Genomic DNA, 21,109 nt, shown 5'->3' with positions numbered 1-21,109 from the left:
GGTCGGTCATGCGGGACGCGCAGAGCTTCGACGACTTCTACCGCAGCACCGCGCGGCGGATGATGCGGTACGGCTACGCGGTCGCCGGCGACCACTGCGAGGCGCAGGATCTGGTGCAGGAGGCGTACACCAGGGCCTGGCGGCAGTGGGGCCGGCTGTCGGCGCATCCGGCGCCGGAGGCGTGGTTGCGGCTGGTGGTGGCCCGGCTGGCGACCGATCGATGGCGGCGCCTGCACCGTCGGCGGGTCGCGCTGAGCCGCAACGGGCCGCCCGCTGTCGCACCGCCGCCGAGCGAGGACCTGGTGCTCCTGGTCGGGGCGCTGCGCCGGTTGCCCGCCGTGCACCGGCAGGCGCTGGCCCTGCACTACCTCTTCGACATGTCGGTCGAGGAGATCGCCCGGGAGACCGACGTCCCGGTCGGCACCGTGAAGTCCTGGCTGTCCCGGGGCCGGTCCCGGTTGGCCGCCCTGTTGCCCGACCTCTGCCCAATGGAGTTGGAGGCGAACGATGTCAGGTGAACTCTCCCAGCTGTACCGGTCGCTCGGCGAAGCCGCGGACGGCCACGAGCTGACCCACCCCGAGGCGCTGCGCCGGTTCGCCGACCGGCGGGCACGGCTGCGGGCCACCGGCTCCGCGCTGGCGGTGCTGCTGCTGGTCGGCGGGGTGGCCGTCGGCGGCAGGTTGGCGTACCCGACGGACGACCCCGCGCCGCCGCCGCCCCCCGCCGACCTGCCGGGCCCGCTGCCGACCGGGGCGACCCCCCGGCCGACGCCGTCCCCGGCGTCGCCACCGCCGGCACCGCCGCCACGCACCACCCCCGGTGGTACGTCGTCGCCGACCGCCGGTTCGACGGCGCCCCGACCGCCCACCTCGATTCCGGACCGCGCCTTCTTCGCGCTGGCGTCGGCGAACCGCACCGGGATGGAGTCGACGGCGGACGGTCCCGCGCTGCCGACGCTCTGCGCGGCGCGGCCTCCCGGCGACGCGGCGGTGGTGCAGCGTCGTGGCCGCTACCTGGCCTACAAGCTCGCGCGGACACCGGTGGGCAACGTGCCGGACGGTAGCTACCGGCACACCATCACCATCTACCGGCCGGGCCGCGCCGACGACGCGCTGCGGGAGTTGCGCCAGGCCGTCCGCGACTGCCCCGACCAGAAGCTGCCCGACGACAGCCGGACGTGGCGGCAGCGGTTGCTGACCTCGGGAGCGTACGGCGACGAGTCGGTGCTGTTCGAGATGCGCGCGCCGATCCCGCAGGGGTTGGGCGAGCCGGGTGGCGAGGAGGTCCGGCTGATCCGGGCGGTCCGCGTACGGGACGTGGTGACGGTGCTCTGGGAGCAGGGTTGGGAGCACACCAGCGCCGAGCGGGCCCAGGTCGACGCGGACAGCAGGCGCGCGGTGGCGGCGATCGAGAGCTGGCTGGACCGATAGCGGTATCGGCGTCGTTTTGCGGTGCCCCGGGTCGGTGCGCTACGGTTAGCGGGCCGACGCGGGGTGGAGCAGCTCGGTAGCTCGCTGGGCTCATAACCCAGAGGTCGCAGGTTCAAATCCTGTCCCCGCTACGAGAGAAACACCAGCGAAAGCCCGTCCCGGGAAACCGGGGCGGGCTTTCACCGTTCCGGGCGCGGACGGTCGCGGCGGTCGGTGACCCCCCGCTGATCATCGTCGGAGCGGGATGGGATAGGCTGTAGAAACCGACGCGGGGTGGAGCAGCTCGGTAGCTCGCTGGGCTCATAACCCAGAGGTCGCAGGTTCAAATCCTGTCCCCGCTACCACGTGTGAACAGGTCCGGCCCCCACAAATGTGGGGGCCGGACCTGTTTCGGTCACCAGCGTGCGGCCGGGATGACCTCTGTCCCATGATTCGGCGCGGACCAACGTGCCGGTGTTGCGTCCTTCGGCGAGGATGGGCGCATGTCTTCATTCGGTAGGTGGTGGGGCCGCCTGAGCGCGGTCCTTGGTGCGGTCGTGCTGGCGGTCTTCGTGCCGGTCGCGGCCTGGGCGTCCACGGGCACCGGCGAACTGGTGGTGGAGGCCGCTCGGCGGCGGGGTCGGGGCGGCTTCGGGATCATCCCGCTGCTCTGCTGCCTGGTGGTCGTCGTGATCATCGTCTTCCTGGTGCTGCGTCTGATGCGCAACCGCCGGGGCGGCCCGCCCCGGTGACCCACCCGTCACTCCGCCAGCGTCGCGTTCGCCTCGGCGAGGAAGCGGGTGGCGACCGCCCGGGTGCCGGACCGCCGGACGCGGATGCTCTCCGCCGCGTCGACGAGCAGGCTGCGCACCCGGGCGTGCCCCTTCGGCGGGGGCGCCGGCGCCGGCCCGAGCTGGTCGGCAAGGGTGGCCCCGAACGCGGCGGCGCGCTGCTGGGCCGGGTCGGTGATGCTGCCCTCGGCGTAGCGGCGGACGGCGAGACTGGCGTTCAGGCCGCGTTCGTGGCCGAGGATGGTGCCGGCCTCGCCGTTCGTGGTCAAGAAGTTGAGCACATCGATGACGGCGTCCGGGTGTCGCGTGCCGCGGAACGCCGCCCAGTACATCGACGCCCGCGCCCACTGCACCGCCGCTGGCCCGGGTAGGCCGACCACCCCCAACTCGGCCTTGGTGAGCCGCTGCAACTCGGGCAGTTGGTGTGACCACGCGACGGACGCGGCGGTCAGACCGGTCACCACCAGTTGCTTGGCCGGCTCGCCGCTGTCGGCCGGCTCGACCAGCGCCGCGCCCGGGGTGGCGCGGGCCCGGCGGGCCTCCTGCCAGATCTCGAACCACGCGATGAGCTGTTCCACGCCGAAACCGAGCTGCCTGCCCCGGTACAGGTCGCCGCCCTGGGACCGCAGCCAGAGCCAGAGCGCCCGGTAGTCGCCGGACGGGTCCACGGTGCCGGCCACCCGACCGTCGCTGGCCTCGGTGACCTGCTCGGCCCAGGAGATGTACTCGTCCCAGGTCATGTCGGAGCGTGGTTCCGGCAGCCGCAGGTCCTTGAGCAGGTCCCTGTTGAACACCAGGCTCGCGTGGGTCTGCCCGGCGGCCACCGCCATCGTCCGCCCCTCGACGGTGCCGTAGCGGATCAGCCCCTCCGGCAGGCCCCGCAGATCGAGGCGGTTGTCGGTGACCGGGTCGGTGAGGTCGAGGATGATCTCGCGTCGGGCGTACTCGGTCAGAACGGCGTCGTCGATCTGGATCAGGTCCGGCACGTTGCCGCCGGCCGCCTGGGTGGCCAGCCGGTCGTAGTAACCGTCGGCGCCCTGCCAGGTGACCCGGAAGGTGACCCGGGGGTTGCGCGCCGAGTAGAGCCGCAGCGCCTTCTCGGTGAGTTCGGCCCGCCGGGCCCCGCCCCACCAGAAGACCGACAGCTCCACCGGCCCGTCCGGGGCCGAGGTGGCGGCGCCGTCGCTGCACCCGGCCAGCCCGCCGGAGGCGAGCAGCGGTGCGCCGAGGAGCGCGGTGAGCAGTCGACGCCGGCCCGGCTCGGCGCCGAGGCGAACGGTCGGGGGTCGGACAACGGACACGGGGTCTCCTGGACCTGCGGGGGCGGCGGTCGGACCATTCACGCAGGCGGCGCACTGAGGTGTCAACGTCCGTCCGGTCACCAACGCTCCCGGTGGTCGAATCCGGCCCCGGCGATCTCGCATGGTGTACTAGGGCGCGTGGAACTTCTGCACTCGGGCAAGGTTCGGGACGTCTACGCCGACGGCGACGACCTGATCCTGGTGGCCTCGGACCGCATCTCGATCTACGACGTGGCGTTGCCGACACCGATCCCGGACAAGGGTCGGCTGCTCACGGCGCTCTCGCTCTGGTGGTTCGAGCAGCTCGCCGACCTGGTGCCGAACCACGTCATCTCGGCCACCGACGTGCCGGCCGAGTTCGCCGGGCGGGCGATCCGCTGCCAGCGGCTGGACATGGTCCCGGTCGAGTGCGTCGCCCGTGGTTACCTGACCGGCGGCGGCCTGCGGGAGTACGAGCAGACCGGTGGCGTGTCCGGCGTCCCACTGCCCCGCGGGCTCGGCGAGGCGTCGATCCTGCCCGAGCCGATCTTCACGCCGTCGAGCAAGGCGCCGGCCGGCGAGCACGACGAGCCGATCACGTACGACGACGTGGTGGCCAAGGTGGGTGCGGACACCGCCGAGCGACTGCGGCAGATCACTCTCGACATCTACCGGCGTGGCGCCGAGCTGGCCGCCGACCGGGGCATCCTTATCGCGGACACCAAGATCGAGCTGGGCTGGGCCCCGGACGGCACGCTGGTCCTCGCCGACGAGCTGCTCACCTCCGACTCGTCGCGGTTCTGGCCGGCCGAGTCGTACCAGCCGGGACGGGTCCAGTTCTCCTACGACAAGCAGTACGTGCGGGACTGGGCCACCGACGGCGGCTGGGACAAGCGGCCACCGGCGCCGGACGTACCGGCCGAGGTGGTCGAGGCGACCCGGGCCCGTTACGTCGAGGTCTACGAGAAGCTCACCGGCAATCGCTGGGAGTAGCCGTCGGGGTGGCGGGTCACTCCACCCAGTCGAGGGTGCGCCGCACCGCCTTGCGCCACTGCCCGAGCTCCCGGTCCCGCAGCTCCGGCGACATGCTCGGCTCCCACTGGGCGTCCGCGCGCCAGTGCGCGCGCAGGCTCGCCAGGTCCGGCCAGAAGCCGACCGCCAGCCCGGCCGCGTACGCGGCGCCCAGGCAGGTGGTCTCGGTGATCCGGGGGCGTACCACCGGAACGTCGAGCACGTCGGCCAGGAACTGCATGAGCAGAGCGTTGGCGGTCATCCCGCCGTCCACCCGGAGCCGGCGCAGCGCCACGTCCGAGTCGGCGTTCATCGCGTCGACCACCTCGCGGGTCTGCCACGCCGACGCCTCCAGCACCGCACGCGCCAGGTGTCCCTTGGTGATGTAACCGGTCAGCCCGGCGATCACCCCGCGTGCGTCGCTGCGCCAGTGCGGGGCGAACAACCCGGAGAACGCCGGCACGACGTAGCAGCCGCCGTTGTCGTCGACGGTGCGGGCCAGGTCCTCCACCTCGGCGGCGCTGGAGATCAGACCGAGGTTGTCCCGCAGCCACTGCACCAGCGAGCCGGTGACCGCGATCGCCCCCTCCAGGGCGTACGCCGGAGGTTGGTCCTTGATCTTGTAGGCGACGGTGGTGAGCAGGCCGTGCGTGGACGGGACCGGGCTGGCGCCCGTGTTGAGCAGGAGGAAGCTGCCGGTGCCGTAGGTGCACTTCGCCTCGCCCGGCTGGAAGCAGGTCTGGCCGAACAGGGCGGCCTGCTGGTCGCCGAGGGCGCTGGCCACCGGCACTCCGGCGAGCACGCCGGTGGCCGTGCCGTACACCTCGGCGGAGCAGCGGATCTCCGGCAGCATCGCCGCCGGCACGCCCATCGCGTCCAGCAGGTCCGGTGCCCAGTCCAGGGTGGTGAGGTCCATCAGCATGGTCCGGCTGGCGTTCGTCACGTCGGTGACGTGCGCGCCGGTCAGCTTCCAGATCAGCCAACTGTCCATGGTGCCGAAGAGGACCTCGCCCCGTTCGGCGCGTTCGCGCAGGCCGTCGACGGAGTCGAGCAGCCAGCGCAGCTTCGGTCCGGCGAAGTAGGTGGCCAGCGGCAGGCCGGTGCGTGCCCGGAACCGCTCCTCGCCGTACGCCGAGGCCAGCTCGCGCAGCAGCGGCCCGGTGCGGGTGTCCTGCCAGACGATGGCGTTGGCCACCGGGCGGCCGGTGGCCCGGTCCCAGACCACTGTGGTCTCCCGCTGGTTGGTGATGCCGACGGCGGCCAGGCCGGACGCGTCGGTGCCGGCGGCCCGCAACGCGTCGCCGACCACCTGCTGGACGTTGTCCCAGATCTCCTCGGCGTCGTGCTCCACCCAGCCGGGGCGGGGGAAGATCTGCCGGTGCTCGCGTTGGGCGACGGCGACCAGGTCACCGGCGGAGTCGAAGACGATGCACCGGGAGGACGTGGTGCCCTGGTCGATGGCGGCGACGTACTGGGGGGTCACGGCAGCACCGTACCCGGACCGGCGGCGCGGTGCGACAGGCGTCACAGGGGACATCCGCTTCGCCTACGATGTGCGGACGTGCGCGACATCGCCGTTTTCAGTGGAACCGCCCATCCCGACCTGGCCGCCGAGATCTGTGCCCACCTGGGGGTGCCCCTGCACCCGGTGCGGGTCTCCCGGTTCGCCAACGACTGTCTCGAGGTGCAGTTGCAGGCCAACTGCCGGGAGCGGGACGTCTTCCTGATCCAACCGCTGGTGCCGCCGGTGCAGGAGCACCTGGTCGAACTGCTGTTGATGATCGACGCCGCCCGGGGCGCGTCCGCCGGCCGGATCACCGTCGTGCTGCCGCACTACGCGTACGCCCGGTCCGACAAGAAGGACGCGCCGCGGATCTCGATCGGCGCCCGGCTCGTCGCCGACCTGCTCACCTCGGCGGGCGCCGACCGGGTGCTGGCGTTGACGCTGCACTCGCCGCAGGTGCACGGCTTCTTCAGCGTGCCGGTGGACCACCTGCACGCGCTGCGGGAGCTGGCCAACCACTTCCGGCGCTACGACCTCAGCAACACCGTCGTGGTCTCGCCCGACCTGGGCAACGCCAAGGAGGCCGCCGCCTTCGCCCGGCTGCTCGGCACACCTGTCGCCGCCGGGGCGAAGCAGCGGTTCAGCGACGACCTCGTCAAGATCAGCGCGGTGATCGGTGAGGTGGCCGACCGGGACGTGATCGTGCTCGACGACGAGATCGCCAAGGGCAGCACCGTGATCGAGCTGATGGAACACCTGCGGGGTCTGCACGTGCGGTCGATCCGGCTCGCCTGCACGCACGGTCTCTTCTCCGGGGACGCCCTGAAGCGGCTCAGCGCGCAGGACGGCGTCCTGGAGATCGTCTGCACCAACACGGTGCCCATCCCGCCGGACAAGCGGGTGCCGGCCCTGCAGGTGCTCTCGGTGGCGCCCGCCCTGGCCGAGGCGATGCGCAGAATCCACAACGGCGAATCAGTCTCCGCCCTCTTCGCCTAGACCGCGCCGCGCTGTGCCCGCCCCCCACGCCCGCGCGATCTTGCAGTTTCTGTCTCCGTTTTGGGCGGTTACGACAGTTTTCGTCGTGACAGTTAGTGCAAGATCGCGGGGGGTTGGCCGGGCAGGCTCGTTGTTATCCGGACCGTGGTTCCGGCGGAGCCCGTCACGACCTCCATGGCGTCGGTCAGCTCGCGGGCCAGCCAGAGACCCCAGCCGCCGGCGGTGTGCGCGGCCGGACGGCTGCGGTCGCCCAGGCGTTGCGGGCTGATTCCGCGACCGTGATCGGCGACCTCGCAGACCAGCGCGCCCGACCTGTGCCAGAGCCGGAGCCAGCCGCGCCCGCCGCCGTGCCGGACCGCGTTGGTGATCAGCTCGTTGATCGCGAGCACGAAGTCGTCCAGCCGTTGACCGCTCAGGCCCGAGGCGTACGCGCAGGAGGTGACCGAGTGACGAATCTCGGTCACCTGGGCCTGGTCAAAGGCGTCAGCGATCAGGAGGGCAGGTTCGATGGGCACCACCGTACGCGGTGCGTGCGGATTTGCGTTCGTCATGGGCCCGTCCCGGCGGCGGATCGTGGAGGGATTTCGCGGCTTTTCCACCGTACGTCAGGGTTTCCCGAACCGCACTCGTGCCCGTCGTGCCGCCGACCCGTTGTGGCATCCTGACCGCCATGCCGTCGCCGCCAGGTGGGTTCGAGGTGCCGCTGTGGCGTTCGCTCGCCGTCTTCCGGCTGGCCTCCCTGGCGTACGTCTGCGCGCTCGCGGTGCGCGACGCCGACCGGTACGCCCACCCGTACGCCGTCGCGGTCCTGATCCTGGTGATGATCGCCTGGACCGCGCTGACCGCCGTCGGGTACGCCCGTCCGGCCTGGCGGCGCTGGCCCCTGCTGCTGGCCGACCTCGGGGTCGCGTTGGCGGTGGTGCTGGCCACCCCGTGGGTGGTGGGGCGGTCGGCGCTCGCCGCCGGCGTACCCACAATGGGGGTCGCCTGGATGGCCGGCCCGGTGCTGGCCTGGGCCGTCGCCCACGGACGCCGGGGCGGGACGGTCGCCGCGCTGCTGGTCGCGGGTGCGGACCTGGCCACCCGGGAGCGGATCAGCCAGTCGTCGTTCACCGGGGTGATCCTGATGCTGCTCGCCGGAGTGGTGGTCGGGCACGTGGCCCGGCTCGCGGCGACCGCCGAGGAGCGGCTGCAACGCGCCGTGCAGCTGGAGGCCGCCACCCGGGAGCGGGAGCGGTTGGCCCGGGGCATCCACGACTCGGTGCTCCAGGTGCTGGCTCTGGTACAGCGACGCGGCGCCGACCTGCCCGGCGAGGCCGGCGAGTTGGCCCGGCTGGCCGGCGAGCAGGAGGCGGCGCTGCGGGCGCTGATCGCCGGCGCCGACCCACCCCCGGGCGGCCCGCCGGACGACGCCGGGGCCGCCGCGGTGGATCTACGGGACCTGCTCGGCCGGTACGCCTCGGCGGCGGTGGCGCTCTCCGCGCCGGCCACACCGGTGCCGCTGCCCCGACGGGTGGCCGGCGAGGTGGCCGCCGCGACCGGCGCGGCGCTGGACAACGTGGGGCGGCACGCCGGTGGGCGGGCCTGGGTGCTGATCGAGGACGAGGGGACGACGGTGACCGTGTCGATCCGGGACGAGGGGCCGGGCATTCCGGCGGGCCGGCTGGCCGAGGCCGCCGCGCAGGGCCGGCTCGGGGTGGCGCAGTCGATCCGCGGGCGGGTGGCCGACGTGGGCGGGACGGTCCGGATCGTGTCCGCCCCCGAGACGGGCACCGAGGTCGAGTTGACGGTGCCGAGGTCGGCGCGGTGACCCCGACCCGGGTGATGGTCGTCGACGACCATCCGATGTGGCGCGAGGGCGTGGCCCGGGACCTGACCGAGGCCGGGTTCCAGGTGGTGGCGACCAGCGGCGAGGGGCGGCAGGCCGTGCGGGTGGCCGCCGCCGCCCGTCCCGACGTCGTCGTCCTGGACCTGCAACTGCCGGACATCTCCGGCGTCGAGGTGATCCTGGGGTTGCGCGCGGCGCTGCCGCACGTCCGCGTGCTGATGCTCAGCGCCAGCGGGGAGCACCAGAGTGTGCTGGACGCGGTGAAGGCGGGGGCCACCGGTTACCTGGTGAAGTCCACGGCGCCCGCCGAGTTCCTCGATGCCGTGCGCCGGACGGCGGCCGGTGAGGCGGTCTTCACCCCCGGCCTGGCCGGGCTGGTGCTCGGCGAGTACCGGCGGCTGGCGGCCGGCCCGGCCCGGGGGACCGGCCCGGCCGCCGATGCCGATGCCACCACGCCCCGACTCACCGAACGGGAGACGGAGGTGCTGCGGCTGGTGGCGAAGGGGATGTCGTACAAGCAGATCGCGCAGCGGCTCGGGCTGTCGCACCGCACCGTGCAGAACCACGTGCAGAACACCCTGGGCAAGCTGCAACTGCACAATCGGGTCGAGTTGACCCGGTACGCCATCGAGCGTGGCCTGGACGACTGACAACCGTCAGACCGAGCGCGGCGGCTCCGTCTCGTGGATGGCCAGCTCCTCGGCCGTCGCCCCGCCACCGGCGGACCCGGCGTCGTAGGCCACCGAGTCGGTCTCCTGGTCGGTGTGCGACCCCTCGTCCGGCTCCACCAGTCTGCCCACTGTGGCGTCGGCCACCGTGCCGAGCTGGCCGTGGTCGTAGAGGGAGACCGGCGAGTTCGGGTCCGAGGTGGGGCCCGGGTCCATCACGTCGGCGTCCAGCTGGGCCTCCGCCGCGGCCTCCAGATTGTCCGCCTCGAACGCGATCCGCGGGTCGATCGTCCCGGCCAGCGGGTCGTCCGCCGGGCGCTCGTAGACCTCGCGGCCGAGCTTGTAGTCCAACGACTCACCGTCGAGCTGCTCCTCGGCTGTCGTCCCGAACCGGTCCACCGCCACCGGCGTGCGGTCGCCGGGGAGCTGGGCCGGGTCCGGACCGTCCGCCTCGCGCCCGGTGAGCACGTCGTCGTGGGCGGTCGAGTCGTCATCGGCGGTGTCGGGCAGCCCCTGCGCCTCGGTGTCGGACACGGGGGTCGGGTACTCGTTGTCGCGCATGTCTGAGCACTACCCGCTGGCCTCCCGCCGTAACCGGAGCACCCGCACCCGTGCCGCCGGAAACCGGCAGCGGAGGCGACAGCGCCGCCGGAAACCGGCACCGGGGCCGAAAGCGCCGTCAGCCGAGCGCGGCGACCTCGTCGTCCGGGTGCAGCACGCACCAGACGACCTTGCCGTCCGGTAGGGCGGTGCTGCCCCAGCGGCGCGTCACCGAGTCGATCAGCAGCAGGCCCCGACCGCCGGCCCGGGTCGGCGGGGACATCCCGGCGAACGTCGGCTGCTGCGCGGAGTGGTCGCGCACCGCCAGGTGCAGCGTGCTGTCGCGGGGAGCCAGGCGCACCGTCATCGGGGTCCGGGCGTGCGCCACCACGTTGTTGACCATCTCGGTGACCGCGATCGTCGCCGGGTCGACGAGCGCCGGCATGCCCCAGCGCTCACAACCGGCGCTGACCAGCTCGCGTGCCTGCCGGGCGGCCGTCACGGTGGGGGACAACTCGGCGGTGAGCACCGCCGCCAGCGGGGTCGTCGCGACCGCCGCCAGCGCGTCGTCCACTGTCGGCCAGACCGGCACGCCGGCCACCACAACGGGCGGGGTCGACCCGCCGGTCGACGCGGCGTCCGGGCCCTCGACAGCGACGGCGGTCGGGTCACCGCGCTGAGGGACGACGGCGGTCGGGTCACCCTGCTGCGGGGCGGCGACGGCCCGGTCGCACAGCAGCAGATCCGCGGCGGGCCAGTCGGCGACCTCGCGGCGCACCTCGGCGAAGACGTCCCAGCCCGCGCCGTCGACGACCTGGAGACCGGTCACGTCGGCCACCACCGGACCGGGCCGGTCGCCGAGTCGAGCCAACAGCGCGCCGCGCACCGCCGGGGCCGCGGAGGCGTCGAGCACACCGGTCAATCGGAGCGCCCCCGACGATTCGTCGGTTTCCAGGAGGCAGCGGGCCATGATCGTTCCATTGTGCAAGCCGGTGACGGGGGGCGCATCCGGACGATCGGCTCCGGCCATCAGCGGCCCGGCCGGGATCGGCGGTTGATGGCCGCCACGGTGCCGACCGCGGTGCCGGCGGCGGCCAGACCGAAGGCGGCGGTCATCCGCACCAACTGCCGCCGCCGGCCGTTCCAGCGGCCGTCCGGGCGGGCCGTGGCGTCGGCGTCGAAGACGTTGCCGGTGGTGTCCATCCGTACGCCAGGACCGAACTGGGTGCGGTTGGCGTACCAGCCGAGGGTGCGTTCCACCAGGGCGGGCGCCAGCCGCCACTGGACGCCGAGCAGCCGGGCGGCGCCCCCGGCGTACGCCTCGCGGCGGGGCCGGCGGAGCAGCCGCACGATGGTCTCGGCGACGATGTCCGGCGGGTAGACCGGAGGCGGTGGCACCAGTTCCCGGCCGGTGTGGTTCGCCGTGTGCCGGAAGAACGGGGTGTCGATGGTGGCCGGCAGGACGGTGCAGACCGAGATCCGGCCGCGACCGGTGACCCGCAACTCCTGGCGGACCGTGTCGGCGAGCCCACGGATGCCGTGCTTGCTGGCGTTGTACGCGGACTGGTACGGCATCGCCACCTCGGCGAGCACCGAGGCGTTGTTGACCAGCACTCCGCCGCCGGCCGCGTCGAGATAGGGCAGGGCCGCCTTGATGCCGTGCACGGTGCCGAGCAGGTTGACCTCCAGCACCCGCCGGAACTCGGCGACGGGGATCTCGTCGAACAGGCCGACAGCGCTCACCGCCGCGTTGTTCACCCAGGCGTCGATCCGGCCGAACTCGGCCGCAGCCTGCTCGGCCAGCCGGCGCACCGACTCCAGGTCGGTCACGTCGGTCGGCACCACCAGCGCCCGTCCGCCCAGCTTCTGACAGCGTTGGGCGACCTGCTCCAGGGCCGGCTCGGTGCGCGCGGCCAGCACGACAGCGGCGCCCCGACGGGCCAGCGCGTATGCGGTGGCTATGCCGATCCCGCTGGACGCGCCGGTGATCACCACTGTCGAATCGTCGAGGCTGCGGGTCAGCGGCATTTCTGGGCGGTACCCCGGCTCGGGCCTGGTCATACCACCTGGCGCTTGTCGATCTTCGTCGAACGGCGGGTCGACGGGACCCGTGTGCTTGCCGTGGCGCAAGGGTCGGTGGCACTCGCGGGGACTCTTCCTGATCTGCCAGGTTTCGGCTCCCGCCCGTGGGGTTAATGGGACGCTCTGACCGGGAGGACCACCACCGAGCAAAGATCGCAGGGAGGTGACCCATGCGCGTCGGCCTCGTCTGCGCGCACGCCAGTTCGTACCGCCACGCTGACGGACCACCGGTCGGCACCCGACAGCACATCGCGCGGGTCGCCGCCGAGCTGGCCGAACGAGGCCACGACGTACGGCTCTACGAGCGCCGGGACGATCCGGAGCTGCCGGCCACCGCAACCGTCGACGGTTACCAGGTGCACCGGGTGCCCGCCGGCCCACCCACGGTCCTGCCCACCGCGGAGCTGATCCCGTTCGTGACCGAGGTGGGCCGCTGGCTCGCCGACGAGTGGTCGGGCGCCTGGCGGCCCGAGGTGGTGCACGGGCACTACTGGCTGGGTGGCCTGGCCGCCGCGCACGCCGTACGGGAGACCGACATCCCGGTGGTGCAGACGTTCCACTCGCTCGGCGTCGAGCAACTGCGCCACCTCGGCGGCCACTACGACGGTCCGGGGGCACGGATCACGCTGGAGCGGGCCCTGACCCGGGCGGTGGACATCGCCGTCGCCCAGTCGAACGACGAGGTCGACGAGCTGACCCGGATGGGCCTGCAGCGCAGCTCAGTCGCGCTGGTGCCGGCGGGGGTGGACACCGCGCAGTTCCACCCCGACGGCGAGGCGGCACCCCGCGAGCAACGGTCCCGCATCCTGTCGGTGGGCTCGCTCGCCGCCGGGCACGGGCAGGAGGACCTGATCCGGGCGATGCGACTGGTCGGCGACGCCGAACTGGTGATCGCCGGTGGGCCGCCGACCAGCCAACTCGCCAACCATGCCGAGGCCCGACGGCTGCGCCAGCTCGCCGAGCAGGTGGGCGTCGCCGACCAGGTACGGCTCGTCGGCGCGGTGCCCCACGACCAGATGGCCACCTGGTACCGGTCGGCGGACGTGGTGGCCTGCACACCGCACTACTCCTCGGCGGGGCGGGTCTCGCTGGAGGCCATGGCGTGCGGCGTGCCGGTGATCGGCTACGCGATGGGCGGCCTGGCCGACGCCGTCGTCGACGAGGTCACCGGCCGCCTGGTGCCTCCCGGTGACGTCCGGGCGCTCGGCATCTCGCTGCGCCGGTTGCTCGCCGACAACGCCGGCCGGTTCGCGTACGGGCACGCCGCCGTGGACCGGGTGCGCAGCAGCTACACCTGGGAACGCACCGCAGGCGCGTTGGAGCGTCTCTACGAGCGGGTGGTGAGCCGCCGCAAGCCGGTCGAGGCCTGACGGAGCGGGGCGGGTCCGACTCAGCCGGGTCGGCCCGCACCGACCATCGTGCGGTCCCGACGGTGCGCCACCGCGCGCTGCTGCTGCGGTTCGGCGTACCGGGTAAGCCCGATCACGGCGGCCAGGGTGACCAGGAAACCGGCCGCGGCCAGCCACTCCCGCCCCGGCCAGATCTTGTCGTTGAGCAGAAGCAGACCGACGATCGCGGCGGGCACCGCGCCGGCGGCGTCCATCGCGGCGACCGCGGCCGTCGTCGAGCCGCGTTGCATGGCCAGGCCGAGCAGCAGTTGCCCGACGACCGAATGGGCGATCAGCAGGAAGAACAGTGGGTCGGCGAGGAACGCCTCGGCGGACGGCGCGGACGCCAGTGGTCGCGCGGCGACAGCGGCCGAGCTGAACGCCAGACCGGCCAGCGAGCCGAGGGCCACCGACCCGGGCGCGCCGTGCAGTCGGACGGCGAAGAAGCCGAGCGCCGCGATGCCGCCGAGCGCCACCAGCAGAGCGATCGCGCCGGCGGTGCCGAGCTGCCGGGACGGTGCCGGCCGGGCGGACAGCACCAGCGCGGTGATGCCCGCGAAGAGCAGGCCCAGCAGCACGACCTCCGCCGCCGGGAGTCGCCACTTGAGCACCAGCACGCCGAGGATGGCGGTCACTCCCAGCCCGGCGGCCACGCTCGCCTGCACGAGGAACAGCGGCAGGTCCCGCCGGGCCAGGAACGCGAGCACGAAGCCGCCGATCTGGCAGCCGAGGCCGACCAGGTACGTCCGGTGCCCGGCGAGACGCAGCAGCAGGCCCGGGTCGAAGGTGTGGTGCACAGTGGTGCGGGCGGCGGCCACCGACTGGAGGAGGTTGGCGAAGCCGTACGCGACGATCATCGCCGCGAGGAAGCACCAGCCGGAGGAGACCACCTGGCGAGGATAGAGGTTGCCGAGGGTCAGCGCGCGGCTGGCGAGTTGAGGCGGGCGAGGATGTCGTCGTGCAGGGCACCGTTGGTGGCCACCACGCTGCTGTCGGTACCCGGATCGCCGGTCGGCGCCGGCGCACCGTCCAGATCCGTGACCGTGCCACCCGCCTCGATGATGACGGGCACCAGCGCGGCCACGTCCCAGAGCGACAACTCCGGCTCCACCATCACGTCCAGTGCGCCCTCGGCCAGCAGCATGTAACCGTAGAAGTCGCCGTACGCCCGGCTGCGCCACCCGTCGCGCAGCAGGTTCAGCATCGCGTCGAGCCGCCCGGCGCGTTCCCACCCGGTCAGCGAGGAGTAGCAGACGCTGGCGTCCGCCACCCGGCCTACCGCGGAGACGCCGATCCGCTCGCCGTCGGCGGGGCCCGAACCGGCGTACGCCCCCGCGCCCGCGCTGGCCCACCACCGCCGGCCCAGCGCCGGTGCGGACACCACGCCGACCGCCGGCCGGTCGCCGTCGTAGAGCGCGATCAGGGTGGCCCAGACCGGCACGCCACGGACGAAGTTCTTGGTGCCGTCGATCGGATCGATGATCCACCGCCGGCCGTCCGGGTCGGTCGACGGCCGCGCGCCGTACTCCTCGCCGAGGACCCCGTCCGCCGGCCGGTGCTCGGTCAGCAGGGCGCGGATCTCCCGCTCCACCGCGGTGTCCGCATCGGACACCGGGGTGAGGTCGGGCTTCGCCTCGACGCGCAGGTCGAGCGCGCGGAACCGCGCGTTGGCGATGGCGTCGGCCCGGTCGGCGAGCAGGTGGGCGAGGGCGAGGTCGTCGGCGTACCCGGTCATGCCGGCAACCTAGCCGACGCCGGTCGGCTCACTCGTCGGGCCCGCGCCGGTCACCCTCGCCGGGCCCGCGCTGGTCGCCCTCGCCGCGCGCGTCGCCCTCGCCGGCCCGGGAGGCGAGCAACCGGCGGTACGAGGCCAGCCGGCGCGGATCGGCCTTGCCGGCGGCGACCCAGGCGTCCAGCCCGCACTCCGCCTCGTCGGCGGTGTGCGGACAGTTCGGCGGGCAGTCGACGGTGCCCTCCACCAGGTCGGGGAAGCCGTGCAGCAGGCTGTCGGCCGACACGTGCGCGAGCCCGAAACTGCGGATCCCGGGGGTGTCGATGATCCATCCCGGGTCGGTGTCGACGCCGGGCACCGGGGGCAGGCGCAGCGCCACGGCGCTGGTGGAGGTGTGTCGACCCCGGCCGATCGCGCTGACCACGCCGACCGCGCGGGCCGCGTCCGGAACCAGGCGGTTGACCAGTGTCGACTTACCCACCCCGGAGTGCCCGACCAACACCGAGACCTTGCCGCTCAACAGCGCGCGGAGCGCGTCGAGGTCGGAGTCGGGGCGGTTGAGCACGTACGGCAGCTCCAGCTCGGTGTAGTAGCCCAGCACCTCCTCCGGCCCGGCCAGGTCGGCCTTGGTGAGGCAGAGCAGCGGCTCGACGTCCGCGTCGTACGCGGCCACCAGGCAACGGTCGATGAACCCGGTGCGCGGCGGCGGATCGGCCAGCGCGCTGACGATCACCAACTGGTCGGCGTTGGCCACCACCACCCGCTCCAGCCGACCCTCGGCGGTGGTCTCGTCGTCGTCGGCGGTGCGGCGCAGCACCGAGCGGCGCTCGGCGATCCGGACGATCCGGGCGAGCGCCCCCTCCGCGCCGGACGTGTCGCCGACCAGGCTGACCCGGTCACCGACCACCACCGACTTGCGGCCCAGCTCGCGGGCCCGCATCGCGGTGACGGTGGGCAGCTCGGCGCCGACCACGCCGCGCTCGGCCCCGGACAGCACGCAGGTGTAGCGACCCCGGTCGACGGCGATGACAAACCCGTCCACCGCGTCGGCGTGCCGCGGGCGGGTGCGGGTACGCGGACGCGACGACTTCCCGGGCCGGACCCGTACGTCGTCCTCGTCGTACTCCCGCGGTTTCCTCGCCAGGGCCCCTCCTCGCGTCAGCTCTTTCCGGTCACCATCGCTGACCATAGTGCCGGGAACTCGGGCATCGTCTTGGAGGTACACCCCACGTCGTCCACCTCGATGCCCGGTACGGCGAGCCCGGCCACCGCGGCGGCGTGCGCCATCCGGTGGTCGTGGTAGGTGCGGAAGAGCCCGCCGCGCAGCGGCCGAGGCCGGATCTCCAACCCGTCCGGTGTCTCGGTGATGTCCGCCCCGAGCCCGCCGAACTCGCGGGCGAGGGCGGCGAGCCGGTCGGTCTCGTGGCCACGGATGTGCCCGACGCCGGTGAACACCGAGGGCGAGTCGGCGAGCATGGCCAGCGCGGTCAGCACGAGGGTCAGCTCGCCGACGTCGGACAGGTCGGCGGTCAGACCGTGCACCACGCCGGTGCCCCGGACGGTGAGCCCGTCGGTGGAGAGCGTGACCTCGCCGCCCATCCGCTGGAGCAGCGAGCGGAGCTGCTCGACCGGCTGACCGCTGCTGCGCGGCCAACCCTGCAACGTCACCTCACCGCCGGTGACCAGGGCGGCGGCGAAGAACGGGACGGCGCCGGAGAGGTCCGGCTCGATCTCCCAGCCGCGCCCGGCGAGCGGGCCGGGCTCGACGGTCCAGACGTCGGGGGTGCTGTCGTCGACCGCCGCGCCGGCGGCCCGCAGCATCTGCACCGTCATCCGGAGGTGCGGCGCGGACGGCACCGGCGGGCCGACGTGGCGCACCACGACGCCCCGGTCGAAGCGCGGGGCGGCCAGCAGCAGCCCGGAGACGAGCTGGCTGGAGGCGGACGCGTCGATCACCACCTCGCCCCCGCTGACCCGGCCGGTGCCGAGCACGGTCAGCGGGAGGCTGCCCGTGCCGGTGATGTCGATCCGGACACCCAGTGAGCGCAGCGCCTCGACGAGCGGGCCGAGCGGCCGGGTGCGCGCGTAGGGGTCGCCGTCGAAGGTGACCTGCCCGTCGGCCAGGCCCGCCACCGGCGGCACGAACCGCATCACGGTGCCGGCCAGCCCCACGTCGACGTGCGCGGGCCCGACCAGCGGGTGCGGCCGGATCAGCCAACGCTCGTCGTCACTGATCGACACGTGCGCGCCCATCGCCCGCAGGCCGGCGGCCATCAGCTCGGTGTCGCGGGCGCGCAGTGGCCGGGCCAGCGTCGACGGGCCGGCGGCCAGCGCGCTGAGCACCAGGGCGCGGTTGGTCATCGATTTGGAACCGGGCAGGCGCAGCGTCGCCGCCACCGGGTCGGATGCGGTCGGTGCGGTCCACGGCTGTGGCGGCCGGGTCGCGGTCAGGTTCCCCACGGTTACATTCTGCCGTGCCGGGGGTGGGCGGTGGAGCCCGGCGTTCGTACTCCCGGTTGGCGGGACAGCCGACGGGGCCTCCGACGCGTTAGCGTGTGCCCCATGTGCGGCAGGTACGCGACGACCCGAAGCTCCGGCGAGCTGAGCGCGCTGTTCGAGTCGTCCGACGACACCGACGGCGCGGTCCGGCCGGACCACAACGTCGCGCCGACCGACCCGGTGCCTCTGGTGCGGCTCACCCCGGAGGGGCACCGCAGCCTCGCCGTGGGTCGGTGGGGCCTGCTGCCGCACTGGTCGCGGTCGGCCGCCGGCGCCGCCCGCATGATCAACGCGCGGGCGGAGACCGTGGCCACCAGCCGGGCGTACGCGTCGTCGTTCGCCCACCGCCGCTGCCTGGTGCCGGCCGACGGCTGGTACGAGTGGGTTCGCCGGCCGGACGGGGGTCGGCAGGCGTACTTCATGACCCCGCGCGACGGCTCGGTGCTCGCCCTGGCCGGCATCTGGTCGGTCTGGAAGTCCGGCGTCGACAGCCGACTCACCTTCAGCGTGCTGACCACGGCGGCGCGCGGCGAGCTGAGCGAGGTGCACGACCGGATGCCGGTGCTGCTGCCGGCCGAGGGGTGGTCGTCGTGGTTGGCGCCGACCGACGAGCCGGAACGGCTGCTGACGCCGGCGTCGGCGGAGCAGTTGGCCGGGTTGGAGATCCGCCCGGTGGGTGCCGCGGTGGGCGACGTTCGCAACGACGGGCCGGAGCTGACCGCCCGGGTGGCGGTGGCGCCGCAGGAAGTGACCCTGTTCTGAGGTTCACCCCATCGTCAGGCGCCGATTTGTGAGGGTTCCGCGCGATTCGTCGCCCGACCGTTCGGTCGTGTTCCTGGCAGACCCTTGTCCCGATGTCGTGAAGTGCGATAGAACACAGCGCCGGTAGTGGCTGTCGATTCGCACGGGGCGGACGGCATTCACGGATCTTGCCGGTCCCACGGGGGAGGTGGGTGGATGACACGGGCACGTATGCCGCGCCCGCACGAGGTGGCGGCGGCGCGGCGGGATCCGCGACTGCTGCGGGCCTTGCGGGAACGGCGCCAGGACGACGCGTGGCGCACCAGAGGCACCTGTCAGAGCGTCGATCCGGAGACGTTCTTTCCCGCGCCGAACGAGCCGGCGGACGCCGCCGTCGCGCTGTGCCGCAGTTGTGACGTGCAGGGGTCCTGCCTGGCCTGGGCGCTCGACGTCGGCGACTGTCACGGCGTGTGGGGCGGCACCACGCCGCGCGAACGCCGGGCGATGCTCGTGGCGTGGCGCGGCGAGGTCGATCCGGACCCGGACGCCGTCGACGACGCCGGCCCGCCGGTCCGCGACCGACTGCTCGCCCTGGTTCCGCTGAGCTGACCGGCGGCGGGTCCGCGCCCGGCACCCTTCCGGCGGCGCAGAATGGGTCGGTGCCAGCCGACGAGATCGACACCCCGCGCGGGCCCGCGCGGATCGACACCGACCTGCCGGGCCGCCCGGCCACCGCGCTGCTCGTCCTCGGGCACGGTGCGGGCGGCAGCGTGGACGCCCCCGACCTGCTCGCGGTACGCGACGCCGCGGTCGCGGCCGGTCTGGTGGTGGTCCGGGTGACCCAGCCCTACCGGGTCGCCGGTCGGCGCGCGCCGGCACCGGCGGGTCACCTCGACGAGTCCTGGGCGGCGGTGCTCGCCGTGCTGCGGGCGCGGCACACAGACGTGCCCACGACTGTCGTCGGCGGTCGCTCGAGTGGCGCGCGGGTTGCCTGCCGGACGGCCCGCACGGTGGGCGCGGCCGGGGTGGTGGCGTTGGCCTTCCCGCTGCACCCACCCGGGCGGCCGGAGCGCTCGCGCGCCGCCGAACTGGACACCGGCCTGCCCACGCTCGTGGTCAACGGCGACCGGGACCCGTTCGGCACCCCGGAGCCGGGGCCGACCGTGCGGGTGGTGTCGCGTCCGGGTGAGACGCACGACCTGCGCAGAGATCCGACCGGCACCGGGGCGGCCGTCCGGGAGTGGCTGGCGGCCCAGGGCTGGACGGCCGACTGACCCTCCGGGGCCGGCACGCCCACGCGACCGTTTCCGCTGCCCGGGACGGGTCGTTGCATCCGGTGGTGCCGCCGGCCCGAACGGAGTCGTGGCGCCAGTCCTCCCAGGCCCTTCCTGGTCCCAGCGCCGACCGCCGTCGGGGTCGGGACCAGGAACGGGGGAGGATCGGCCGGAATGCCCCAGCGGTCCTCTCGCGTTACTACCCCCGGACGACTTTTCTGCGAGGGGGGTGACCGGTGCCAACCGAGACACGAAGCCTGCAACGGGACGAACGGGACGCCCGGCAGCTGAAGCGGCTGCTGGACGCTCCGGAATGGCCCGTGACGGCAGGCCCGGGCCGGGTGGGCGCGGTGAGCACTGGCACACCGGCCGAAAGTGAATCTGCGGCCAGGTCCGTGCGCGTATCCTCGGCGGGAAAGCATCCGACGCGAGGGGATGTGCGGTTGACCACCGAGAAGACGGACGAGCGCAGGGCCCGGTTCGAACGGGACGCGATGCCATTCGTCGATCAGCTCTACGCTGCTGGGCTGCGGATGACGCGTAACCCGGCGGATGCCGAGGACCTGGTCCAGGAGACCTACCTGAAGGCCTATGCGGCCTTCCACCAGTTCGAGCAGGGCACGAACCTGAAGGCCTGGCTCTACCGGATCCTGACCAACACCTACATCAACTCCTACCGTAAGCGGCAGCGCCAGCCGATCCAGGCGCCGACCGAGGAGATCACCGACTGGCAGCTCGCCGAGGCCGAGTCGCACACCTCCAGCGGGTTGCGCTCGGCCGAGACCGAGGCACTGGACCGGCTGCCGGACAGCGACGTCAAGGAGGCCCTCCAGCAGTTGCCGGAGGAGTTCCGCCTGGCGGTCTACCTCACCGATGTCGAGGGCTTCTCCTACAAGGAGGTCGCGGACATCATGGGCACGCCGATCGGCACCGTGATGTCGCGCCTGCACCGGGGCCGTCGTAATCTGCGCAAGCTGCTCGAGCAATACGCCGAGGAGCGGGGCTTCAGCGCCGCCCGCTCGTCGAAGGGCTCGACCGCCGCCGCTGCCGGTCGGGAGGTGTGACGTGAGCTGTGGGGAGCCGCACGAGACGGACTGCCGCGAGGTGCTCGCGGAGGTGTATCTCTACCTGGATCTCGAGTGCGCCGACGAGCGTCGCTCGTTGATCCGCGACCACCTCGACGAGTGCGGGCCGTGCCTGCGCGAGTACGGGCTGGAGCAGGAGGTGCGGGCGCTGGTGGCCCGTTGCTGCGGCAACGAGACCGCCCCGGACCAGCTGCGCGAGCGCCTGCGGGTCAAGCTCACCGAGCTGGTGGTCTTCGAGACCAGCGAGTCCCGCGAGTTGGCCGACTGAGCGTCGGCGCGT

The 21,109-nt window shown here is 73.3% G+C and carries 22 protein-coding genes, 2 tRNA genes and 1 pseudogene; 15 read left to right on the top strand and 10 right to left on the bottom strand.

What is annotated here, in order from left to right; genetic code table 11:
* Positions 1–8: 8 nt before the first annotated feature.
* The 5 genes from O7634_RS04700 to O7634_RS04680 all read left to right on the top strand — a co-directional run bounded on the left by O7634_RS04700 (position 9) and on the right by O7634_RS04680 (position 2,162).
* Positions 9–518, top strand: coding sequence for a SigE family RNA polymerase sigma factor (locus O7634_RS04700; protein WP_278148934.1), 510 nt, complete (start codon positions 9–11; stop codon positions 516–518).
* On the top strand, positions 508–1,431 hold the full coding sequence (locus O7634_RS04695) for a hypothetical protein (protein ID WP_278148933.1): 924 nt from the start codon (positions 508–510) through the stop codon (positions 1,429–1,431). Before O7634_RS04700 ends, O7634_RS04695 begins: the two co-directional genes overlap by 11 nt.
* A gap of 57 nt (positions 1,432–1,488) precedes the next feature.
* A tRNA-Met gene (locus tag O7634_RS04690) sits at positions 1,489–1,562 on the top strand.
* Positions 1,563–1,698: 136 nt separating this feature from the next.
* Positions 1,699–1,775, top strand: a tRNA-Met gene (locus O7634_RS04685).
* A gap of 138 nt (positions 1,776–1,913) precedes the next feature.
* Positions 1,914–2,162 carry a hypothetical protein gene (locus O7634_RS04680; RefSeq protein WP_278148932.1) on the top strand — a complete coding sequence of 83 codons (249 nt, stop codon included), beginning with the start codon at positions 1,914–1,916 and terminating at the stop codon, positions 2,160–2,162.
* 8 nt (positions 2,163–2,170) lie between these two features.
* Here the strand turns inward: O7634_RS04680 and O7634_RS04675 are convergent, their stop codons facing one another.
* Positions 2,171–3,502, bottom strand: coding sequence for an extracellular solute-binding protein (locus O7634_RS04675; RefSeq protein ID WP_278148931.1), 1,332 nt, complete (start codon positions 3,500–3,502; stop codon positions 2,171–2,173).
* Between the two features lie 138 nt (positions 3,503–3,640).
* Between O7634_RS04675 and O7634_RS04670 the strand changes: the two genes are divergently transcribed.
* Positions 3,641–4,474, top strand: a complete 834-nt coding sequence (locus tag O7634_RS04670; RefSeq protein ID WP_278148930.1) for a phosphoribosylaminoimidazolesuccinocarboxamide synthase — start codon at positions 3,641–3,643, stop codon at positions 4,472–4,474.
* 16 nt (positions 4,475–4,490) lie between these two features.
* On the opposite strand, the gene glpK is transcribed toward O7634_RS04670, so the two are convergent.
* Complete coding sequence (gene glpK, locus O7634_RS04665; RefSeq protein WP_278148929.1) at positions 4,491–5,975, bottom strand: glycerol kinase GlpK; 1,485 nt, start codon at positions 5,973–5,975, stop codon at positions 4,491–4,493.
* A 78-nt stretch (positions 5,976–6,053) separates the two neighbouring features.
* Here glpK and O7634_RS04660 point away from each other — a divergent pair, with 78 nt between their 5' ends.
* Positions 6,054–6,992 carry a ribose-phosphate pyrophosphokinase gene (locus O7634_RS04660; RefSeq protein WP_278148928.1) on the top strand — a complete coding sequence of 313 codons (939 nt, stop codon included), beginning with the start codon at positions 6,054–6,056 and terminating at the stop codon, positions 6,990–6,992.
* A 92-nt stretch (positions 6,993–7,084) separates the two neighbouring features.
* Here O7634_RS04660 and O7634_RS04655 read toward each other — a convergent pair whose 3' ends face one another.
* Positions 7,085–7,543 (bottom strand): ATP-binding protein, encoded by a 459-nt coding sequence (locus tag O7634_RS04655; protein WP_278148927.1) that lies wholly within the window; start codon positions 7,541–7,543, stop codon positions 7,085–7,087.
* A gap of 119 nt (positions 7,544–7,662) precedes the next feature.
* Here O7634_RS04655 and O7634_RS04650 point away from each other — a divergent pair, with 119 nt between their 5' ends.
* Together O7634_RS04650 and O7634_RS04645 are read left to right on the top strand one after the other, a co-directional pair.
* On the top strand, positions 7,663–8,802 hold the full coding sequence (locus tag O7634_RS04650; RefSeq protein WP_278148926.1) for a DUF5931 domain-containing protein: 1,140 nt from the start codon (positions 7,663–7,665) through the stop codon (positions 8,800–8,802).
* Positions 8,803–8,816: 14 nt separating this feature from the next.
* Complete coding sequence (locus tag O7634_RS04645) at positions 8,817–9,470, top strand: response regulator transcription factor (protein WP_278153873.1); 654 nt, start codon at positions 8,817–8,819, stop codon at positions 9,468–9,470.
* A gap of 6 nt (positions 9,471–9,476) precedes the next feature.
* On the opposite strand, the gene O7634_RS04640 is transcribed toward O7634_RS04645, so the two are convergent.
* The 3 genes from O7634_RS04640 to O7634_RS04630 all read right to left on the bottom strand — a co-directional run bounded on the left by O7634_RS04640 (position 9,477) and on the right by O7634_RS04630 (position 12,056).
* Positions 9,477–10,049 carry a DUF5709 domain-containing protein gene (locus O7634_RS04640; RefSeq protein ID WP_278148925.1) on the bottom strand — a complete coding sequence of 191 codons (573 nt, stop codon included), beginning with the start codon at positions 10,047–10,049 and terminating at the stop codon, positions 9,477–9,479.
* Between the two features lie 118 nt (positions 10,050–10,167).
* Positions 10,168–10,998 carry an ATP-binding protein gene (locus O7634_RS04635; RefSeq protein ID WP_278148924.1) on the bottom strand — a complete coding sequence of 277 codons (831 nt, stop codon included), beginning with the start codon at positions 10,996–10,998 and terminating at the stop codon, positions 10,168–10,170.
* Positions 10,999–11,057: 59 nt separating this feature from the next.
* Positions 11,058–12,056 (bottom strand): SDR family oxidoreductase, encoded by a 999-nt coding sequence (locus tag O7634_RS04630; RefSeq protein ID WP_278148923.1) that lies wholly within the window; start codon positions 12,054–12,056, stop codon positions 11,058–11,060.
* Positions 12,057–12,280: 224 nt separating this feature from the next.
* Between O7634_RS04630 and O7634_RS04625 the strand changes: the two genes are divergently transcribed.
* A complete protein-coding gene (locus O7634_RS04625) occupies positions 12,281–13,480 on the top strand; it encodes a glycosyltransferase (RefSeq protein ID WP_278148922.1) in 1,200 nt (399 codons plus the stop codon).
* On the opposite strand, the pseudogene O7634_RS04620 reads toward O7634_RS04625, so the two are convergent.
* The 4 genes and pseudogenes from O7634_RS04620 to aroA all read right to left on the bottom strand — a co-directional run bounded on the left by O7634_RS04620 (position 13,438) and on the right by aroA (position 17,690).
* Positions 13,438–14,355, bottom strand: a pseudogene (locus O7634_RS04620) (hypothetical protein). The gene O7634_RS04625 and the pseudogene O7634_RS04620 overlap by 43 nt on opposite strands.
* Before the next feature lie 59 nt (positions 14,356–14,414).
* The gene (gene hisN / locus O7634_RS04615; protein ID WP_278148921.1) at positions 14,415–15,233 is read right to left on the bottom strand and encodes a histidinol-phosphatase; all 819 of its coding nucleotides are present in this window, start codon (positions 15,231–15,233) and stop codon (positions 14,415–14,417) included.
* 28 nt (positions 15,234–15,261) lie between these two features.
* A complete protein-coding gene (gene rsgA / locus O7634_RS04610; protein ID WP_278148920.1) occupies positions 15,262–16,419 on the bottom strand; it encodes a ribosome small subunit-dependent GTPase A in 1,158 nt (385 codons plus the stop codon).
* Positions 16,389–17,690, bottom strand: a complete 1,302-nt coding sequence (gene aroA, locus O7634_RS04605) for a 3-phosphoshikimate 1-carboxyvinyltransferase (RefSeq protein ID WP_278148919.1) — start codon at positions 17,688–17,690, stop codon at positions 16,389–16,391. The genes rsgA and aroA overlap by 31 nt, the downstream gene beginning before the upstream one ends.
* A 102-nt stretch (positions 17,691–17,792) precedes the next feature.
* On the opposite strand from aroA, the gene O7634_RS04600 reads away from it, so the two are divergent.
* The 5 genes from O7634_RS04600 (at position 17,793) to rsrA (ending at position 21,097) form a co-directional block, all read left to right on the top strand.
* Positions 17,793–18,491 (top strand): SOS response-associated peptidase, encoded by a 699-nt coding sequence (locus O7634_RS04600; RefSeq protein WP_278148918.1) that lies wholly within the window; start codon positions 17,793–17,795, stop codon positions 18,489–18,491.
* Between the two features lie 195 nt (positions 18,492–18,686).
* A complete protein-coding gene (locus O7634_RS04595) occupies positions 18,687–19,079 on the top strand; it encodes a WhiB family transcriptional regulator (RefSeq protein WP_278148917.1) in 393 nt (130 codons plus the stop codon).
* Positions 19,080–19,129: 50 nt separating this feature from the next.
* A complete protein-coding gene (locus O7634_RS04590; RefSeq protein WP_278148916.1) occupies positions 19,130–19,744 on the top strand; it encodes an alpha/beta family hydrolase in 615 nt (204 codons plus the stop codon).
* A 236-nt stretch (positions 19,745–19,980) separates the two neighbouring features.
* The gene (locus O7634_RS04585; protein ID WP_278148915.1) at positions 19,981–20,808 is read left to right on the top strand and encodes a sigma-70 family RNA polymerase sigma factor; all 828 of its coding nucleotides are present in this window, start codon (positions 19,981–19,983) and stop codon (positions 20,806–20,808) included.
* Between the two features lies 1 nt (position 20,809).
* Positions 20,810–21,097 (top strand): mycothiol system anti-sigma-R factor, encoded by a 288-nt coding sequence (gene rsrA / locus O7634_RS04580; protein ID WP_203150061.1) that lies wholly within the window; start codon positions 20,810–20,812, stop codon positions 21,095–21,097.
* The last annotated feature ends 12 nt before the right edge of the window (positions 21,098–21,109 follow it).

This window comes from Micromonospora sp. WMMD1120 (assembly GCF_029626235.1).
Lineage (GTDB): Bacteria > Actinomycetota > Actinomycetes > Mycobacteriales > Micromonosporaceae > Micromonospora.
The sequence above is the reverse complement of the archived record's forward strand: the minus strand, read 5'-3'. Positions and strand labels throughout refer to the sequence as shown.